The following is a 14,718-nucleotide window of genomic DNA, read 5'->3' as shown; positions in this document are numbered from 1 at the left end:
ATTCGGCTATTGCCGAGCACAATCCGATATGCATAAATACAGTACTGTATAGTATCTTCAAGCTGGGATGGTGGTCATGTCAACGAGTGAACGCGGCGATTTTTCGGAGATTCCGGTTCTCGACGTCTCGGGTCTTTATGGCGGCGACGAGGACGCCGTACGCGCAGTCGCGTCGACGCTGCGCGGCTATCTGGAAAACATCGGCTTCCTCTACATTGTCGGTCACCAGATCGCGCAGGAGGACATCGAGGCCGTACGCGAGGCGAGCCGGCAGTTCTTCGCTCTGCCCGAAGAAGAAAAGCTGAAACTGCGGATCGACAAGAACTTCCGCGGTTATCTGCCGTTCGCCGGCTCCACCATCGTCACCTCGTCGGTTGCGACCGTGAGCAAGCCGAACCAGAGCGAGTCGCTCTTCTTCATGCATGAGGTCGACGCTGATGATCCGCGCGTGGCTGCCGACAAGCCGCTTCAGGGGCCGAACCAGTGGCCGGACGCAGTGATGCTGCCGGAGTTTCGCGAGACCATCGAGCGCTATGTGGACCAGATGAACACGCTGGCCCGCAAGATGGTTGGCGCGATCTCCATCTCGCTCGGCCTGTCGCCGGACGAGCTGAACAGCCATTTCGACGATCCGACCACCTTCCTGCGCCTTCTGCACTATCCCACGCAGCCGGCGGAAGAGGGGCTGTTCGGCTCCGCACCGCACACCGATTACGGTTTCATCACCCTGCTCGCGCAGGACGATGTCGGCGGTCTCGAGGTCAAGAACAAGGGTGGCGACTGGGTGCCGGCTCCGCCGATCCCGAACTCCTTCGTCATGAATGTGGGCGACATCCTCGCCCGCTGGTCGAACGACGTGTTCGTCTCCACGCCGCACCGGGTGATCAACCGGTCGGGCCGTGAGCGTTACTCGCAGCCCTTCTTCTTCGATCCGTCGATGGAAGCGCAGATCGAAGCGCTGCCGGCCTGCGTGCCCGAGGGCGCTGCACCGAAATACGAGCCGGTGCTCTATGGGGATTACCTGATGGAGCGCATCGACAAGAACTATCATTACCGCAAGAAGAAAGCCGCTGAAGAAGCTGCGGCGAACTGATCTTCGCGCTTGAAACGGCCTTGATCGTCCCGAAGGACGCCAGGGCCGTTTTCAAAGGGATTATGCCTCGGGGGCTGAGGCATATATGGATAAGTCCAGAGGAGAACGGGTATGAACAAACATGTTTCGCAGATGGCGGGCCTCGGCCTTGCCGCACTGATGGGGCTGAGCGCTTCGGCATCGGCTTCCGACATTCCGGTTGCGCCGGAAGTCACGGAAAGCGGCAAGCTGTCGGTCGCCAACACGATCGATTTCGCGCCTTTCGAGTATCTTGATGCAGACGGCAAGCCGACCGGCATCATCATCGAACTGGCCGGCGAAGTCGCCAAGCTGGTGGATGCCGAGCTTGATGTGCAGCGCACCCCGTTCCCCTCGATGATCCCCGGCCTGGCGGCCGGTCGCTTCAAGATTGCCTGGGAGACCTTTTCGGCCAAGCCCGAGCGCCTGGAGCAGGTCGACTTCGTGATGTTCATCAAGGCCGGCATCGCGGCTTCGACATCGCCGGAGAAGAAGGACGACTTCGCCGGCGACATGCCGCTTTGCGGCAAGCGCGTGGGCGTGTCGGCGGGCAGCGGTTCCGACTTCCTGGTCGACAAGCTGAGCGCCGAATGCACCGAGAATGGCAAGGAAGCGATCGACAAGTCGGTGTTCAACACGTCGACGGACATCATTCAGGCCGTGCTCGCCGACCGCATCGACGCCCGCGTGGATGACGCGACCGCATCGAGCTATTTCGAGGTCACCAGCAATGGCAAGCTCGTCGTTCTGCCGACGCTTTATGACGTCGCGCCGCTTGGCCTCGCCATTGCGAAGGGCGATCAGGCAACCGCCGACATGATGGTCGCGGCACTCGCCGAACTGTTCGAGAACGGCACCTATCAGTCGATCCTCGACAAGTATGGAATGGGCGCCTACGCGATCAAGGAACCCTATTTCGTCGACACCATGGAAGCGCTGCGGGCCGAGTAATCGGCCTGTAGTCCCACTGCAGCGAGTTTGGAGAAACGATGAGCAAGGTTGATACGAGCAAGGCTCGGCCCCAGCCATCCGTGGTGGAGGAGGTCGACCGTCTCGTCGTCGTGCCGCGCCGCAATTACGGCATCTGGATCGGGACGGCGTTCACCCTGGTGCTATCGTACTTCATCCTGCGCGCCTTTGCCGTTAATCCGGCCTTCGGATGGGAGACAGCCGCCGGCTACCTCTTCCATCCGTCGATCATGAGCGGTCTCATGACCACGCTCGTGCTGACGGTCGTCATCATGTTCCTGGCGATCGTCATTGGCACCATCGTCGCGGTGATGCGTGTGTCGCCGAGCCCGGTGCTGCGCAGCTTTGCGGGCGCCTATGTGTGGTTCTTCCGCGGCGTGCCGGCGCTGATCCAGCTGATCTTCTGGTTCAACCTGGCGCTGCTGGTGCGCGAATTCTCGCTGACGCTTCCTTTCGTCGGCGAAATCTTCTCGATCCGCACCAATGATTTCATGACGCCTTTCTTCTCCGCCGTTGTGGCGCTCTCGCTTTGCGAGGCGGGCTACATGGCAGAGATCATCCGCGCCGGCATTAAGTCGGTGCCGACCGGCCAGTCGGAAGCGGCAAGCGCACTGGGCATGCCCTACCGCAACATCCTGAAGCGCATCGTGCTGCCGCAGGCCATGCGTTTCGTCGTGCCGCCGACGGGCAATGAGGCAATCAATCTTCTGAAGCTGACCTCGCTGGTGACCTTCATCGCCGTGGACGACCTGTTCTATTCGGCGCAGTCGATCTATGCGCGCACCTTCGAGACCATTCCGCTGCTCATCGTGGTGGCCGTCTGGTATCTCGCCGTGGTCTCGATCATGTCGGTGGGGCAGCATTTCCTGGAACGCCATTTCGGCCGCAGTGAAACCCGCAGCCAGTCCCTGACCACGCGCTTCCTGCGCAATGCCTTCGGAACACGCGCAAAGGGAGCGGCGACATGAGCAACACTCCATCTGAAAACCGCGCCCGCTTCGGCGTGCCGGAAGACTCCATGGTGTTCGCGCGCGGCGTGCGCAAATCCTTCGGAACGCTGGACGTTCTGAAGGGCGTGGACATCGACGTTCCGAAGGGCTCGGTCGCCTGCATCATCGGGCCTTCCGGCTCCGGCAAGAGCACGTTCCTGCGCTGCATCAACCATCTGGAAAAGCTGACCGGCGGCATTCTGCTCGTCGACGGCGCATTCGTTGGCTACGATCTGCGCAAGGACAGGCTCTATGAGGTGAAGGACAACGAGCTTTGCCAGCGGCGCGCCGAGATCGGCATGCTGTTTCAGTCATTCAACCTGTTCTCGCACATGACGGTGATGGAGAACCTGATCGAAGCGCCGGTGCATGTGCGCCGCGTGCCGGTGGAGCAGGCCAAGAGCGAGGCGCTGGAGCTGCTCGCCCGTGTCGGCCTGTCCGAGAAAGTCGACAGCTATCCGCGCGAACTCTCCGGTGGCCAGCAGCAGCGCGTGGCCATTGCCCGCGCCATGGCGATGAAGCCCAAGGTTCTGCTTTTTGACGAACCCACTTCCGCGCTCGATCCCGAGCTTGTGGGCGAGGTTCTGCAGGTCATGCGCGATCTTGCCGAAACCGGCATGACCATGGTGGTGGTGACCCATGAAATCGGCTTTGCCCGCGAGATCGGTGACCAGCTGATCTTCATGGATGGCGGCGTGATCGTCGAAGAGGGCAACCCGCGCGAAATGATTGCCAATCCGCAGTCGCCGCGCACGAAAGAGTTCCTCTCCAAGGTGCTCTGATCCGGTTTGCCGGTAGATTAATTTCCAGCGCTTTCGACCCCGTCTCCCGTTCTGCCGGAAGGCGGGGTCAGCTTTTTGATTTTTCGGGGTTAGAGTGCTCCCCCTTTTCCTGGAATTGCAAAAACGCCCTCATTCATTGCTCTTGCGCAATTCCGGACGGAAAACCGGTTCCCACTTTTCCTGGAATTGCTCCAGTCGCGCCGTTGAGCAGATCTCACGGGCGTCATGCCTCTTCCACAATCAACATGCTTTCCATGGACGGGCGGTATGAATCCGCGCCTGCGGCCTTGACACGGGCGGCGACTGTCTCATTAAATGAAAGCGCTTTCACTTTTGAGGAGAGGGGGGACGTTGAATCAGCTCTGGGTTACGCTTCGGCCGCACCTGCCCTTCATGCTCGACGGGTTTCTGCTCACCGTGTTCGCCTGTACGCTGGCGATCATCGGGGCGGTTCTCATCGGGGCATTGATGGCGTCGCTTCGCACGTCCGGAAACCGGATCGTGCGCGGGGTTGCGTTCGCCTATAGCGACGTGTTCCGCAACACGCCGTTCATCGTTCAGCTTTTTTTCTTCTTCTACGGCCTGCCGGAAATCGGCATCTATATCGGCGCGTTCGAGACCGGGGTGATCGCCCTGTCGATCATCGGCGGCGCGTTTGTTTCCGATGTCATCCGCTCGGGCATTCTGGCGGTGGATCAGGGAGTGATCGAGGCGGCGAAGGTGAGTGGCCTCAGCCGCTGGACCATTTTTACCAAAATCGTTCTACCAATTGCGCTGCGCACCTCCGTGCGCCCGATGGGCTCGGTGCTGATCAACATGGTTCTGACCTCTTCGATCCTGTCGACGATCACGATCAATGAACTGACGGGCACCGCCAAGATCGTGGCTTCGACCACCTTCAAGCCCTTCGAGGTCTATCTCGTGCTGCTCGTTCTCTACGCCTCGCTCACCTATGCGCTGTCGCTTCTGATCAACACGGTTCACCGGCGGCTCAACCGGGCGATGGATACGGGAGGCGCGGCATGAGGTATGCAGACTTCACGCCCTACGATCTGGTGCTGCTTGCGCAGGGGCTGGGCGTCACGGTGGGGCTCTTCACGCTCACCACGCTTGTCGGGCTTCTGATCGCGGCGCTTTTCACCCTGGTGGATTATTACCGCGTGCCGGTGCTGCGGCAGGTGATTGTCACGGTCAGTGAAGCGCTCAAGAACTCGCCGGTTCTGGTTCAGCTCTTTCTGGTGTTCTTCGGGCTGCCGGCCTTCTTTCACATCAACATGACGCCATTCGTGGCGGCATCGCTCACCATCAGCCTGAACACGGCGGCGTTTGCATTCGTGATCTTCCGCTCGGGCATCGATGCGGTGGAGGCGGAGCAGGTGGCGGCGGCAAAGGTCTATGGGCATTCGCGCTGGCAGATCCTGCGCTTCGTGCTTCTGCCGCAGGCTGCCGCGTTCTCCATCGGACCGCTGGTCGGCCTTCTGGTGAACCAGCTTCAGGTCACATCGCTGATCTCGGTCATCGGCGTGTTCGATCTGACCAAGATCGGCAACATTCTCAATCTGCGCACGCTCGAGCCATTCATCGTGTGGACCGTGGTGGGGCTCCTCTACTACGCGCTGGCAAAGCTTCTGGCGAGTGTGGGCGCACGCATTGAAAAGCGGCTGCGCAGGTCGGTCGTCTGGGAAGGAATCTGACATGATTGTCATTGAAAACGTCGAAAAGCGCTTTGGCGAAACGACGGTCCTGAAGCGCATCAACCTGACCATCGAGCCGGGAGAGGTGGTGACCATTCTGGGCTCGAGCGGTTCGGGCAAGTCGACGCTGATCCGCTGCATCAACGGGCTGGAGGTCCTCTCTGGCGGGCGGATCACCGTCGATGGCAATGATGTGTCCACCAAGGCGGGGCTCGCGGCGGCGCGGCGGCGCTCGGCGACGGTGTTCCAGCTGTTCAATCTCTACCCGCACATGACGGCGCTGGAGAACATCACGCTGGCGCCGATCAACGTTTTGAAGAAACCGCGCGCGGAAGCCGAGGCGCGGGCGCGCGAACTCCTGAAGCTGGTGGGGCTCGCCGATCTTGCATCGGCCTATCCGCAGCGTCTTTCGGGCGGCCAGCGTCAGCGCGTGGGCATCTGCCGGGCGCTTGCGATGGACCCGCGTTACCTGCTGCTGGACGAGGTGACGAGCGCGCTCGATCCGGAGATGACGGGCGAGGTTCTGGACATTCTGGCCGAGCTTGCGCGTGGCGGCACGACGATGCTGTTCGTGACCCACGAGGTCGAGTTTGCGCGGCGCATCTCCAGCCGCATCGTTTTTCTGGAGCAGGGCGAGCTCATCGTCGACATGCCCACCGAACGTTTCTTTGCGGAGGATGGCGGCTTTGCCGTGCCGCGCATCCGCCAGTTCCTGACCAAGATGAAGAAAGACTGACGCGTGATACTTCTTGCCAATTGCGAGGCCGAAGCCGGATTTTCCGAATCCATTGCCGACCTGAAGAACGGGAAACCCGCCGTGGATGCGCTGGTGCGCGGCATCGGCTTCGTGGAGGCCGATCCGAAGGTGCGCAGCGTCGGCTATGGCGGCTGGCCCAACATGCTGGGCGTGATGGAATGCGACGCTGGTGTGATGGACGGGACGACCCGCGCCGTGGGCACGGTGGCCGCCGTGCCACGCACGCTGCATGTGGCCGCGCTCGCCTGCGAGGTGATGCGCCGGCTGCCCCATGTGATGCTGACCGGAGAGGGCGCGCGCAGGTTTGCAGATGAAATCGGTTTCACGGCCGATGACATGCTCTATCCGGACAGCAAGCGCGTCTGGTGGGAAAAGCTCGACGGCCTGATGACCGAGGAACAGAAGGGTGCTTTCCCCGACACCCCGCTGGCGGGGCTTCTGGGCGCGATCACCGACCCCGAGCGGGTGCGCGACACGACCGTGTTTCTGGGGCAGGACCAGACCGGCGGGATCGCGACCGTTACCTCGACTTCTGGCTGGGCGTGGAAATATCCGGGCCGCGTGGGCGACAGCCCGATCCCCGGCGCAGGCTTTTACGCCGACAGCCGCTATGGCGCGGCGGCGTGCACGCATACCGGCGAGATGACCATGCGTTCGGCGACGGCGCACGCAATCGTGCACGGCATGAAATGCGGTCTGTCTCTCGATGACGCGATCCAGAGTGCAGCCGACGATCTGCTCGCGCTCGACACCGGTTTCATCGGCGAAGTGGTGATCCACGCGCTCGACACGCACGGCAATCACCGTGTCGTCAATCTCCATGGCCAGGGCACCGTTGCCTACTGGTTCTGGGAGCCTTCCATGGCCGCTCCGGAAAAGCGGCAATCGCAACCGATCTGATTTAAGAAGGAGGAGTTCAATGAAATCTCTCGTGAAGAAGACCATCGTGGCGCTGGCGGCCTGTGCCGCGCTCGCCGGACCGGCGGCAGCCGGCATGCTGGATGACATCATCGAGCGCGGCAAGGTGCGCATCGGCGTGTCGCTGGGCGGCGAGCCCATCGGCTTCCGCGACGACAAGAACAACCCCGTCGGCTACGACGTGGACGTGGCCACCCTGCTTGCCGAGAAGATCGGCGTGCCGGTGGAGTTCACCGACGTTTCGGGCGATGCGCGCGTTTCGATGCTGGTTTCCGGCCAGCTCGACATCGTGGTCGCAAACACGTCTGCAACGCTGCCCCGCGCCAAGGCGGTGAGCTTCTCGATCCCCTACAACCGCGCCGGCCTGCGCGTGATTGCCCAGACCGATGCAGGGATCAAGACCCTCGCCGATCTCGACGGCAAGCGCGTCGTTGTGGGGCGCGGCACCACGGGCGAAGCCTTCCTGAAGCGTGAAGTGCCGGGTGCGGAGCTGGTCTATACCGACACGTTCTCGCCGGATGGCGTTCTGCTGCTGCGTCAGAAGCGCGTTGACGCCGGCATCGAGGATTCCTCCATGCTCGACTATCTCGCAGCACAGGAAGAAGGTCTGGTCACGGTGCCGGGTCTCTATTCCAACGATCCGATCGGCATCGCCGTCGCCAAGGGCGATCCGGACTTCGTGCGCTGGCTCGACATGTTCGTCTCGGACTACATCCAGTCCGGCGCCTATGAGGCGAACTACAAGAAGTGGTGGGGCGAAGACGCCAACCCGCCGGAGCTGAACCCGCTCTGGTAAACCCGAACGGCCCGCTGGCGAGCAACCTTGCCGGCGGGCATTCTCATTGATCGAATGTCGGTTTGTCAGCCGGTGCTGCGCTCGACGAAACGGGTGCGCAGTTCATGCACTTCCGGGTGGTCGCGATAGCCGGCGGGATCCTTCAGAAACATCGAAATGCCATGGATCAGTTCCGCCTTGTCAAAGCCGATCGAGGAAATGTCGAAGGCGTTGAAATTGGCGTTCACCACGGCGTCGAACCCGTAAAGACGATAGTCGCGCGGCGGCAGAAGATCACGCGCCCTCAGCCCGTCCATCATGCCCATGGCCATGGCGTCCGAGGTGCAGAAAATCGCATCGGGAAGGCTTGCGCCGTCGATGCGGCCGGCAAGGCTGAGCCCCGACGCATAGGAATAATCGCCCTGCAGCTCCTGAACGAGATCGAGACCTGCCCCGGCGCAGATGTCGCGATAGGCCTGAATGCGGGCCTGCTCGATGAGCGAGGTCTGACGGCCGGTGACCAGCGCGCCGGTCTTCGCCCCGCGTTCCAGCGCGCGCGTCACGGCCTCGCGAATGCCTGCCGCCTCGTCGATGGTGATGTAGGCGGATTTGGCGTCGAAGCGCCCGTTGAGCATCAGAACATTGTCGCTGTGGAACAGCGTGCGCACGCCTTCGGCGTCGGCGAAGTCGGAAAAGACCAGCGCCGCATGAACATGAAACGCGGCGCTGTTGCGCAGAAAGTCCTCGATCTTCTCGGTGTTGCCGACACGGATGATGACGGCCTGCTTGCCGAGCGCCTGGATCGCTTCGAGCAGCGGGTCGAACAGGTCGAGGTCGGAAAGATCGGTGATGTGGTTGACGATGACCGCCACCATGTCGAGCGAATTGGTGGCCAGGCCGCGCGCCAGCGGGTTCTGGTTGTAGCCAAGCTCCGCGGCGGCCTTCAGAACACGCTCGCGCTTCTCGCGCGAGACCGGACGGCGCTCCGGCGAGAGCGCACGGGAGACAATCGCCGGCGCCACGCCCGCCCGCTTTGCGACATCGGCAATCGTCGGCCTTTTGCGTCGCGCGGGTTTGTCTTCGGGCATGGATTTTTCCGGTCTTCTTGTAATGTTCTGGCCTTCGCGGCCTTATGCCATCAAACACGAAAGAATTGAAATGATATGTTGTTTTGACATCGGCGGGTCCAAAGCCATCGTTGCCGACACGGGATCGGACAACAGGCCCGTCATTCGCGGCAGGCAGGCGACGCTCGCGCGTGATTACGACGCTTTTCGCGAAACGGTGAAGGCGATGGCAGGCGAGGGCGATGCGCCGGTGGGCATCTCCATCGCGGCGGTGATCGATCCCGTGACCGGGCTTGCGCGCAGCGCCAACATTCCCTGCATCACCGGCCGCAACGTGGCGGAGGATCTGCGCGAAACACTCTCGCGCCCGGTCTATGTCATCAACGATGCAAACGCTTTTGCGCTAGCCGAAGCGCAGACGGGCGTGGGCGTCGGACACCGGCAGGTGCTCGCCGCAATCATCGGAACGGGCATTGGCGGCGCGGTGGTGATCGATGGCCGGGTGATGACGGGCGCGACCGGCAATGCGGGCGAATGGGGTCACGGCCCGGCAAGCGCCATGCGCACGGGCACCGTACTGCCTGCGATTGAATGCGGCTGCGGCCAGGTGGGCTGTGTCGATACGCTGGGGGCTGCGCGCGGCATCGAGCGGCTGCACCGGCACCTGCATGGCATCGAGAGCGACAGCGTGACGATCCTTGCGCAATGGCATGCCGGCGAGGAATGGGCGACACGCACCGTCGATGTCTTTCTCGACATTGTCGGCGGCGCGCTGGCCAACATCGTCAACATGGTCGATCCGTCCATCATCCCGGTCAGCGGCGGGCTGGCGCAGGATGAAACACTCATTGAAGCGCTTGATAGAGAGGTGCGTCAGCGCTGCCTGATCGAGCGTAGCGAACGGCTGCTTGTCCCGGTTCAGGGCGGTGCGGAAAAGGCGCTGGTGGGCGCTGCAATCTTTGCAAGGGAGGCACACAATGCGGGCAACGCTTGAGGTTTGCGTGGACACGCTTGAAGGCGTGGAAACCTGCGTCGAAGGCGGGGCGGACAGGATCGAACTGTGCTCGGCGCTGCCGCTTGGCGGGCTGACGCCATCGCTTGGCCTGATGCGGGCGGCGGCAGGGTGCGGCGTGCCGGCCTATGCCATGATCCGGCCGCGCCAGGGCGATTTCTGCTTTGGCGCGCGTGAGGTTGCGCTGATGGTGGATGACATTGCGGCGGCGCGGGGTGCGGGCCTTGCCGGCGTGGTTCTGGGGGCGGCCACCGCTGATGGCCATCTCGACGAAGCCGTGCTTTCGGTGCTCTGCGCGGCCAGCGAGGGCATGGGGCGCACCCTGCACCGCGTGATCGACACGGTGGAAGACCGGCTGGCGGCGATCGACACGGCCATTGCGCTTGGTTTTGAGAGAATTCTCACGTCAGGCGGCGCATTGGCGGCCATTGACGGGCTCTCGGCACTCAAAGACATGCAGGCGCATGCCGGCGAGCGCATCGAGATCATGGTCGGGTCCGGTGTCGCCCCGGAGAATGCCGCAGCGATTTTCGAGCGGACGGGCATCAGCGCGTTTCATGCGTCTTGTGGAATTTCTGTGCCGACCGATGAGCGGCTTGCCGCATTCGGCTTTGCGCCACAGACCGAACGCCGGACCTCGGCGGAGAAAATCCGGCAGATGAAGACGGTGCTTGAAAGCCTTTAGAGCGGTTCATCGATTTGTGGAAACGATGAACCGCCTGGTGGCCGGATCAGGAGGCGTAGCCCGTGAGGAACGAAGTCAGATTGTCTGACAGCGCGTCACACAGATAGCCGCCTTCCTGCACGATGACGCTTGGCAGGCCGAGGCTGGAGATCGCCTCCGCCATGCGGGCGAAGCCCGGCGTGCTGACGGACAGTCCGCCGAAGGGGTCGCCCTCGAATGCATCAAGGCCGAGCGCCACGACCAGCGCGTCCGGCGCAAAGGCGCGGATGCGGCGGAAGGCAGGCTGAAGCGCTTCCAGAAAGGCTTCATCACCCGATTTGCGCGGCAGCGGCAGGTTGAGATTGTAGCCAAGGCCCGGTCCTTCGCCACGCTCGTCGGCGTGCCCCCAGAAGAAGGGGTAGAAGCGCACCGGGTCGGCATGGATGGAGACGGTGAGCACGTCGGGCCGGGCATAGAAAATGCCCTGCGTGCCATTGCCGTGGTGCAGGTCGACATCGAGAATGGCGACGCGGGCAGCCTGTTTGCGAAGATGCTGCGCGGCGATTGCCGAATTGTTGAAGAAGCAGAAGCCGCCGGCGGCATCGGCAAAGGCGTGGTGGCCGGGCGGGCGCGAAAGCGCATAGGCGGCGGGCGCACCGCTCATCACGGCTTCGGCGGCTTCCACAGCACTCCACGCGCTCCAGCAGGCGCTGTCCCAGGTCTCGGCCGAGATGGGGCAGGCGGTGTCGGCCATGTGGTAGCCGGCCTGTCCCACGGCAGAAGCCGGGTAGCGGCCATTGCGGCCAAGCGGGTGAATGTTCGGGATCACCTCTTCGGATGCGCCCTCGATGCGCTGCCAGCGCGTGTAGATGTGCTCCAGAAAGTCCAGATATTCCGGCGTATGGATGGCTGCGATGGGACCGCGCCCGTGTTCGCGGGGACGCTCGATGGCGCAGCCGGCGGCTTTCGCGCCCAGAAGAAGACGCTCTGTCCGCTCGGGCTGTTCCGGGTTCGGCTGCGGCGCACCGCTGGAGAGGAAGGCTTTCGGATTGTGCTGTTTCTGCTCTACGGCGTAGAAGGCTTTCATCATCACTCCTGTCTTGTCTGACGGCTGGCCAGCGCCTCGAATGTTGCCTCATAGGCGGCATGCGCGTGCTCGTTTTCGTTCCAGCCAATGCCCAGCCGGGCGTAGAATGCTTTTGCGTTGCGGTTTTCGGCATCGACCGAAAGCCGCAGATAGGCTCCGCCGCGCGCCTGTGACCAGGCCGCCGTGGCGGCCAGCAGGGCCTCGCCCACGCCGCGCCCGCGCGCCGCTGGCGAGACGTAGAGATCCTGCACGTAGACGCCGGGTTTGCCGAGCCAGGTGGAGAACACGGGGAAGAAGAGGCTGAGGCCTGCAAACGCCCCGTCGGCCTCTGCGATCAGGCAGGAGAAGGCGGCGTCCGGCCCGAAGCCGAAGCGGCGGAAATCCTCCACCTGCGAGACCGCGCGGTCCTGTTCGCCCAGATAGGCGGCAAGATCCATGATGGCGCGGTGGATGGTCTGCGCGTCATCCGCCGTCGCGGGGCGGATCGAAAAGCCGGTGTCGGCAACGGCGTGGTTCGGCATGGGATCTTCCCCGGGGCGTTCTCACTTGTTCTAGAATGCGACCCGGTCGCCTCCCTTGAGGCCCAGCAGATCGCGCGCCTCGGCAGGAGAGGCGATCTCCAGCGAGAGGGCCTCCAGAACGGTTCGGATGCGTTTTACCTGATCCGCATTGGAGCGCGCCAGTTCGCCGCGTCCATTGTACAGGCTGTCTTCCAGCCCGACACGCACATTGCCGCCCATGGCTGCCGACATGGTGATCATCGGCATCTGGTGCCGGCCGGCGGCCAGAACCGAGAAGCTGTAATCGTCGCCGAAAAGCTTGTCGGCAATGCGCTTCATATGCGTGAGGTTCTCCGGGTCCGGGCCAATGCCGCCCAGCACGCCGAACACGAACTGGATGAAGAGGTGACCGGAGACCAGCCCGCGATCGCGGAAATAGGCCAGCGAATAGAGGTGGCCGACATCGTAGCACTCGAACTCGAACCGCGTGCCGCAGCCCTGTCCGAGCCGGGTCAGGATGTTCTCCATGTCGGCGAAAGTGTTCTGGAAGATGGAGCTGCGCGTTGCCTCAAGAAGCTGCGGCTCCCATTCGTGCTGCCAGTCGGTCTTCTTTTCCAGCGCCGGAAAGAGGCCGAAATTCATCGAGCCCATGTTGAGCGAGCACATTTCGGGCTCGGCGCGCAGGGCTGCGGCGATGCGGTCTTCCAGCTTCATCAGCGAGGAGCCGCCGGTGGAGATGTTCACCACCGCATCGGTTGACTGCTTGATGCGCGGGAGAAACTGCATGAACAGCGCCGGATCGGCGGAGGGACGGCCATCCTCGGGATCGCGGGCATGCAGATGCAGGATCGACGCGCCGGCCTCTGCCGCCGCGATGGCCTCGGAGGCGATCTGGTCAGGCGTGATCGGCAGGTGAGGCGACATGGAGGGCGTGTGCACGGAGCCGGTGACCGCGCAGGTCACGACGACCTTGCGGTTCGGCTTTTTCTTCATGCCATCGGTCTTTGTGTCTTTGGTCATGGTGCAGCTCAGCGGTTGACGGGAAGATCGAGTTCGGCGGCCAGTGCCTCGAGCGTGTCGCCCAGAATGGCCGTGATGGACCCGATTTCTTCGCGTGTGACGATCATGGGCGGGCAGACGAGGAAGTGATCGCCCTCGACTCCGCCGCGGGTGCGCCTGGAATAGATGATGAGCCCGCGCTCATAGGCCATGTCGACCATGCGCTGATGCGCGTTGAGCTCCTTGGGCAGGGGCTTCATCGTCTCGCGGTCGGAGACGAATTCGGCAGCGAGCAGAAGCCCCTTGCCGCGCACGTCGCCAATGAAGGGGAAGCGCTCGGAGAGGCGTTCAAGCTCGCCCTTCAGCACCTCGCCCATCCGGGCTGCATTGTCGATCAGGCCGAGACGGTCGATCTCGTTGAGCACTGCGACACCGGCCGCGCAGGCGAGCGGATTGCCCGCATAGGTGAAACCGTGCTGGAAACCGCCGGCATCGAGAACGGGCTTCACGAGGCGGGAGGGAGCGGCCATCGCGCCAAGCGGACAATAGCCGGAGGCAAAGCCCTTGGAGAGCGCGATCAGGTCCGGCTTGCAGTTCCAGTGGTCGCCGCCGAGGAATTTGCCCGTGCGCCCCACGCCGCTCATCACCTCGTCATGGATGAGGAGAATGCCGTAGCGGTCGCAGATCTCGCGGATGCGCGGGAAATAGCTGTCGGGCGCAACCAGCGCGCCGGTCGAAGCGCCGCCGATGGGCTCCATGATGAAGGCGAGCACGCTCTCCGGGCCTTCGGCCAGAATCTTCTCCTCCAGCATGTCGGCATATTTGATGCCGCGCTGCTCCATCGTGAGATTGTCACGGTCGAGATAGGCGGTGGGAGCCGGGATTTTCGGCATCTCGCGCATCATCGGCGAGAACGGGTCGCTGAGCGCCGCATAGCCGGTCACGCCAAGCGCGCCCAGCGTTCCGCCATGATAGGAGGGGAAGCGCGAGATCACTTTCCAGCGTTCGCTCTGGCCCACGGCAAGCGCCCACTGGCGGGCAAGCTTGATGCAGGATTCCACCGCTTCGGAACCACCGGAAACGAAGAAGATGCGGTCCATGCCTTCCGGCAGGCGCTCCGCCGCCATACGGGCCAGGTCTTCTGCCGGCTCGTTCTCGAAGTGCAGGCGATAGGCGAAGGTCACGCGGTCCATCTGGCGCTTCATCGCGTCGAGCACGTTGCGGTTGCCGTGGCCGATATTGACGACCATTGCGCCGCTCGACCCGTCGATCATCCGGCGGCCTTCCTGATCCCACAGATAAATGCCCTCGGCGCGGTCCACCAGCGGCCGGCGCAGGCGCGACTGGTAGAAGAGGTGAGACGGGGGGCGTTGTGTCGAAGTTTCATTCTGCAT

16 protein-coding genes are annotated in these 14,718 nt (G+C 63.0%); 11 read left to right on the top strand and 5 right to left on the bottom strand.

The window, feature by feature from the left end:
- Positions 1-76 precede the first annotated feature (76 nt).
- From AC4PTT_RS17545 to AC4PTT_RS17505, 9 genes are all read left to right on the top strand, one after another.
- Positions 77-1,093, top strand: coding sequence for an isopenicillin N synthase family dioxygenase (locus AC4PTT_RS17545; protein WP_206544584.1), 1,017 nt, complete (start codon positions 77-79; stop codon positions 1,091-1,093).
- Between the two features lie 111 nt (positions 1,094-1,204).
- Positions 1,205-2,062: an ABC transporter substrate-binding protein gene (locus tag AC4PTT_RS17540; protein ID WP_475080470.1), complete on the top strand. Its 858-nt coding sequence runs from the start codon at positions 1,205-1,207 to the stop codon at positions 2,060-2,062.
- A gap of 38 nt (positions 2,063-2,100) precedes the next feature.
- Complete coding sequence (locus AC4PTT_RS17535) at positions 2,101-3,048, top strand: amino acid ABC transporter permease (protein WP_206544586.1); 948 nt, start codon at positions 2,101-2,103, stop codon at positions 3,046-3,048.
- Entirely contained in the window at positions 3,045-3,851 is an 807-nt protein-coding gene (locus tag AC4PTT_RS17530; protein ID WP_113154141.1) for an amino acid ABC transporter ATP-binding protein, read from the top strand. Before AC4PTT_RS17535 ends, AC4PTT_RS17530 begins: the two co-directional genes overlap by 4 nt.
- Before the next feature lie 351 nt (positions 3,852-4,202).
- Positions 4,203-4,877: an amino acid ABC transporter permease gene (locus AC4PTT_RS17525; RefSeq protein ID WP_222473790.1), complete on the top strand. Its 675-nt coding sequence runs from the start codon at positions 4,203-4,205 to the stop codon at positions 4,875-4,877.
- On the top strand, positions 4,874-5,545 hold the full coding sequence (locus tag AC4PTT_RS17520) for an ABC transporter permease subunit (RefSeq protein ID WP_206546935.1): 672 nt from the start codon (positions 4,874-4,876) through the stop codon (positions 5,543-5,545). Before AC4PTT_RS17525 ends, AC4PTT_RS17520 begins: the two co-directional genes overlap by 4 nt.
- A 1-nt stretch (position 5,546) precedes the next feature.
- Positions 5,547-6,281 carry an amino acid ABC transporter ATP-binding protein gene (locus AC4PTT_RS17515; RefSeq protein ID WP_492161761.1) on the top strand — a complete coding sequence of 245 codons (735 nt, stop codon included), beginning with the start codon at positions 5,547-5,549 and terminating at the stop codon, positions 6,279-6,281.
- 3 nt (positions 6,282-6,284) lie between these two features.
- On the top strand, positions 6,285-7,202 hold the full coding sequence (locus AC4PTT_RS17510) for an isoaspartyl peptidase/L-asparaginase (RefSeq protein WP_492161760.1): 918 nt from the start codon (positions 6,285-6,287) through the stop codon (positions 7,200-7,202).
- A 19-nt stretch (positions 7,203-7,221) separates the two neighbouring features.
- The gene (locus AC4PTT_RS17505) at positions 7,222-8,016 is read left to right on the top strand and encodes a transporter substrate-binding domain-containing protein (RefSeq protein WP_113154146.1); all 795 of its coding nucleotides are present in this window, start codon (positions 7,222-7,224) and stop codon (positions 8,014-8,016) included.
- 65 nt (positions 8,017-8,081) lie between these two features.
- Here AC4PTT_RS17505 and AC4PTT_RS17500 read toward each other — a convergent pair whose 3' ends face one another.
- Entirely contained in the window at positions 8,082-9,083 is a 1,002-nt protein-coding gene (locus AC4PTT_RS17500) for a LacI family DNA-binding transcriptional regulator (protein WP_065815699.1), read from the bottom strand.
- A gap of 70 nt (positions 9,084-9,153) precedes the next feature.
- Between AC4PTT_RS17500 and AC4PTT_RS17495 the strand changes: the two genes are divergently transcribed.
- Both AC4PTT_RS17495 and AC4PTT_RS17490 read left to right on the top strand, forming a co-directional pair.
- Entirely contained in the window at positions 9,154-10,056 is a 903-nt protein-coding gene (locus AC4PTT_RS17495; protein ID WP_492161759.1) for an ROK family protein, read from the top strand.
- Positions 10,040-10,759 carry a copper homeostasis protein CutC gene (locus AC4PTT_RS17490; protein ID WP_492161758.1) on the top strand — a complete coding sequence of 240 codons (720 nt, stop codon included), beginning with the start codon at positions 10,040-10,042 and terminating at the stop codon, positions 10,757-10,759. The genes AC4PTT_RS17495 and AC4PTT_RS17490 overlap by 17 nt, the downstream gene beginning before the upstream one ends.
- Positions 10,760-10,805: 46 nt before the next feature.
- On the opposite strand, the gene AC4PTT_RS17485 is transcribed toward AC4PTT_RS17490, so the two are convergent.
- The 4 genes from AC4PTT_RS17485 to AC4PTT_RS17470 are packed head-to-tail and all read right to left on the bottom strand — an operon-like array spanning position 10,806 to position 14,718.
- Entirely contained in the window at positions 10,806-11,825 is a 1,020-nt protein-coding gene (locus tag AC4PTT_RS17485; protein WP_113156166.1) for a histone deacetylase family protein, read from the bottom strand.
- Positions 11,826-11,827: 2 nt separating this feature from the next.
- On the bottom strand, positions 11,828-12,346 hold the full coding sequence (locus AC4PTT_RS17480) for a GNAT family N-acetyltransferase (RefSeq protein ID WP_206546940.1): 519 nt from the start codon (positions 12,344-12,346) through the stop codon (positions 11,828-11,830).
- Positions 12,347-12,376: 30 nt separating this feature from the next.
- On the bottom strand, positions 12,377-13,345 hold the full coding sequence (gene kce / locus AC4PTT_RS17475) for a 3,5-dioxohexanoate:acetyl-CoA acetone transferase (RefSeq protein WP_162742241.1): 969 nt from the start codon (positions 13,343-13,345) through the stop codon (positions 12,377-12,379).
- Between the two features lie 8 nt (positions 13,346-13,353).
- The gene (locus tag AC4PTT_RS17470) at positions 13,354-14,718 is read right to left on the bottom strand and encodes an aminotransferase family protein (protein ID WP_206544594.1); all 1,365 of its coding nucleotides are present in this window, start codon (positions 14,716-14,718) and stop codon (positions 13,354-13,356) included.

The sequence above is a fragment of the Nitratireductor sp. WH36-1 genome (assembly GCF_058725515.1).
Note: the sequence above shows the minus strand (reverse complement) of the source record. Positions and strands in the feature narration are given on the sequence as shown.

What these genes read in the sequence shown, in the direction of transcription:
- AC4PTT_RS17520 (WP_206546935.1), top strand. Translation starts at nt 4,874, where the DNA reads ATGAGGTATGCAGACTTCACGCCCTACGATCTGGTGCTGCTTGCGCAG.
- AC4PTT_RS17470 (WP_206544594.1), bottom strand. Translation starts at nt 14,718, where the DNA reads ATGCAGAATGAAACTTCGACACAACGCCCCCCGTCTCACCTCTTCTAC.
- AC4PTT_RS17480 (WP_206546940.1), bottom strand. Translation starts at nt 12,346, where the DNA reads ATGCCGAACCACGCCGTTGCCGACACCGGCTTTTCGATCCGCCCCGCG.
- AC4PTT_RS17535 (WP_206544586.1), top strand. Translation starts at nt 2,101, where the DNA reads ATGAGCAAGGTTGATACGAGCAAGGCTCGGCCCCAGCCATCCGTGGTG.
- kce (WP_162742241.1), bottom strand. Translation starts at nt 13,345, where the DNA reads ATGACCAAAGACACAAAGACCGATGGCATGAAGAAAAAGCCGAACCGC.
- AC4PTT_RS17505 (WP_113154146.1), top strand. Translation starts at nt 7,222, where the DNA reads ATGAAATCTCTCGTGAAGAAGACCATCGTGGCGCTGGCGGCCTGTGCC.
- AC4PTT_RS17500 (WP_065815699.1), bottom strand. Translation starts at nt 9,083, where the DNA reads ATGCCCGAAGACAAACCCGCGCGACGCAAAAGGCCGACGATTGCCGAT.
- AC4PTT_RS17490 (WP_492161758.1), top strand. Translation starts at nt 10,040, where the DNA reads ATGCGGGCAACGCTTGAGGTTTGCGTGGACACGCTTGAAGGCGTGGAA.
- AC4PTT_RS17545 (WP_206544584.1), top strand. Translation starts at nt 77, where the DNA reads ATGTCAACGAGTGAACGCGGCGATTTTTCGGAGATTCCGGTTCTCGAC.
- AC4PTT_RS17495 (WP_492161759.1), top strand. Translation starts at nt 9,154, where the DNA reads ATGATATGTTGTTTTGACATCGGCGGGTCCAAAGCCATCGTTGCCGAC.
- AC4PTT_RS17540 (WP_475080470.1), top strand. Translation starts at nt 1,205, where the DNA reads ATGAACAAACATGTTTCGCAGATGGCGGGCCTCGGCCTTGCCGCACTG.
- AC4PTT_RS17515 (WP_492161761.1), top strand. Translation starts at nt 5,547, where the DNA reads ATGATTGTCATTGAAAACGTCGAAAAGCGCTTTGGCGAAACGACGGTC.
- AC4PTT_RS17485 (WP_113156166.1), bottom strand. Translation starts at nt 11,825, where the DNA reads ATGAAAGCCTTCTACGCCGTAGAGCAGAAACAGCACAATCCGAAAGCC.
- AC4PTT_RS17530 (WP_113154141.1), top strand. Translation starts at nt 3,045, where the DNA reads ATGAGCAACACTCCATCTGAAAACCGCGCCCGCTTCGGCGTGCCGGAA.